This is a genomic window from Arsenicicoccus sp. UBA6765, assembly GCF_002453335.1.
Taxonomy (GTDB): Bacteria; Actinomycetota; Actinomycetes; order Actinomycetales; family Dermatophilaceae; genus Arsenicicoccus; species Arsenicicoccus bolidensis.
The window spans coordinates 1,700-3,664 of record NZ_DKGR01000010.1 but is presented as its reverse complement, the minus strand read 5'-3'; the positions used below and the strand labels follow the sequence as shown (position 1 = coordinate 3,664).

At 71.3% G+C, this 1,965-nt stretch carries 3 protein-coding genes and 1 pseudogene; 2 read left to right on the top strand and 2 right to left on the bottom strand.

Annotated features, from left to right (window positions below):
• The coding region (locus tag B4K29_RS01935) for a gluconokinase (RefSeq protein ID WP_286966293.1) at positions 1-370 on the bottom strand (370 nt) is incomplete at its 3' end.
• Positions 371-525: 155 nt separating this feature from the next.
• Between B4K29_RS01935 and B4K29_RS01930 the strand changes: the two genes are divergently transcribed.
• The gene (locus B4K29_RS01930; protein WP_286955803.1) at positions 526-1,242 is read left to right on the top strand and encodes a FadR/GntR family transcriptional regulator; all 717 of its coding nucleotides are present in this window, start codon (positions 526-528) and stop codon (positions 1,240-1,242) included.
• A 172-nt stretch (positions 1,243-1,414) separates the two neighbouring features.
• Positions 1,415-1,741, top strand: a complete 327-nt coding sequence (locus tag B4K29_RS01925) for an MFS transporter (protein WP_286955804.1) — start codon at positions 1,415-1,417, stop codon at positions 1,739-1,741.
• A gap of 7 nt (positions 1,742-1,748) precedes the next feature.
• On the opposite strand, the pseudogene B4K29_RS01920 reads toward B4K29_RS01925, so the two are convergent.
• Positions 1,749-1,965 (bottom strand): annotated as a pseudogene (locus tag B4K29_RS01920) (hypothetical protein); the annotation flags it as partial.

The window sequence follows — 1,965 nt, the reverse complement described above, 5'->3', positions numbered from 1 at the left end:
CGGCCACGACCTCGCGGTCGCCGTGCAGGTGCAGGAAGGTCAGCTCGGGGGCGCCGCTGCGCAGGATGTCGCGGTACTTGACCTTGAGGGCGGAGCAGCCGATGACGGCACCGGTCTCCTCGTGGTCGCGCAGCCAGGTCGCGAGGCGGAACAGCCAGGGGCTGCGGTCGTCGTCGTCGAGGGGGATGCCGGCCGCCATCTTCGTGACGTTGGCCTCGGGGTGGAAGTCGTCCGCGTCGGCGAACGGGACGCGCAGCCGCTGCGCGAGGGCCGCACCGGCGGTGGTCTTGCCGCAGCCGGTGACGCCCATGACGACGACACGTGGGGCGCGGGTCCGCGCGCCGTCCGTGCCGATGTCGGAGGAGCTCATCGTCGAAGCCTCCAGGTCTTGGGGACACGCCTCGTCGCGCGTCGAGGGCACCAGCATGCAACCTCTAGGCAGACGATTTCAAGACCTTGGGCAAAATATGTATGACGATTGACCCGTATGGGCTGCCAAACGTCACTGTGTGGGACGATCGAGCCATGCCCCCCGCACCCTCCCGATCCAGCCTGCACGACATCGTGGTGGAGCGCCTCGGTCGCTCCATCGTCTCCGGGGAGCACGCGCCGGGCACGGTCCTGCGGGCCGACCTGCTCGAGGAGAGCTTCGGCACCTCGCGGTCGGTCGTCCGTGAGGCAGCCCGCGTCCTGGAGGCCATGGGCCTGATCGCGACCCGCCGCCGGGTGGGGATCACGGTGCAGCCGCGGTCGGCGTGGCAGGTCTTCGACCCCCGCATCATCCGGTGGCGCCTCGACGGCACCGAGCAGGACCGCGCCGAGCAGCTGCGCTCCCTCAACCAGCTCCGCGCCGGGATCGAGCCCATCGCGGCCGGCCTCGCGGCGCAGCACGCGACCCCCGAGCAGGCGGGGACGCTGGTCGGCTCGGTCATGGAGATGGCCCGCTGGGCCAAGGCCCAGGACCTCGAGGCCTATCTCGAGGCGGACGTCGTCTTCCACACCACCTTGCTGCGGGCCAGCGGCAACGAGATGCTCGCGGCCCTGGACGGCGTGGTCGCCGAGGTCCTCGCCGGGCGCACCCACCACGACCTGATGCCCGTCGACCCCAACCCCGAGGCGATCCGCCTGCACGGCGACGTCGCCCAGTCGATCCAGTCCGGCGACGCGCTCGCGGCGACGCGGGCGATGCAGGAGATCATCGACGAGGCCGCCGCCGCGGTTGCCGCCGTCGTCGGATCCTGACAGCGGGCGCCGGCATACGGCCAGGGGGCACGACCAGGCGCGCGGCCGGCGCGACGCTGGGCACTGAGTCTGCGGCCAGGCCCATCCGTGGATTCCGTGAGGTGGAATGGCCCGAGACGGCCCGGTTGCGCGCGTGTCACCGTGAGGGCCGCCCGAGCTCGTGATCATCGGGGTGAGCGGCCTCTTCTACGGCCTGATGTTCACGCCGGTCCTGATCGTGGCCTTCGGGTTCCTGGTCAACCTCTTCGAGCGCGGCTACACGTCCCTGGCCTACGCCTACTCGCCCGAGCTGTTCGACACCGACGCCCGCTCGCTCGGGACGGGATTCAGCTACGGACTCGGTCGACTGTCGAACGCCGCGGGCCCGTTGGTCATCACCTCGATCTACACCTCGTCCGGCTATCGCTCGGTGTTCTCCTTCATCGCCGCCACCTGGTTCGTCGGAGCGCTGGTCCTCGCCTTCTTCGGGCCGCGAACGCGGGAGCTCGCGACCGCCTGACCGCAGGTCAGCGCACCGCCGAGCGAGCGCGGGACACGACGGTCACGTCCACTCCCCCGCCGAAGGCCTCGACCACGCTGCCGACGATCGGCAGGTCCACGTGACCGGTCACCTCGACCACCGCGGTCTCCCCGTCCGGGCTGCCCGTCCGCCCACCCAACGACCAGGACCGCACCAGGTGGGGTCGCCGCTCCGCCGACAGGTGCTCACCGGCGACCTCGGCG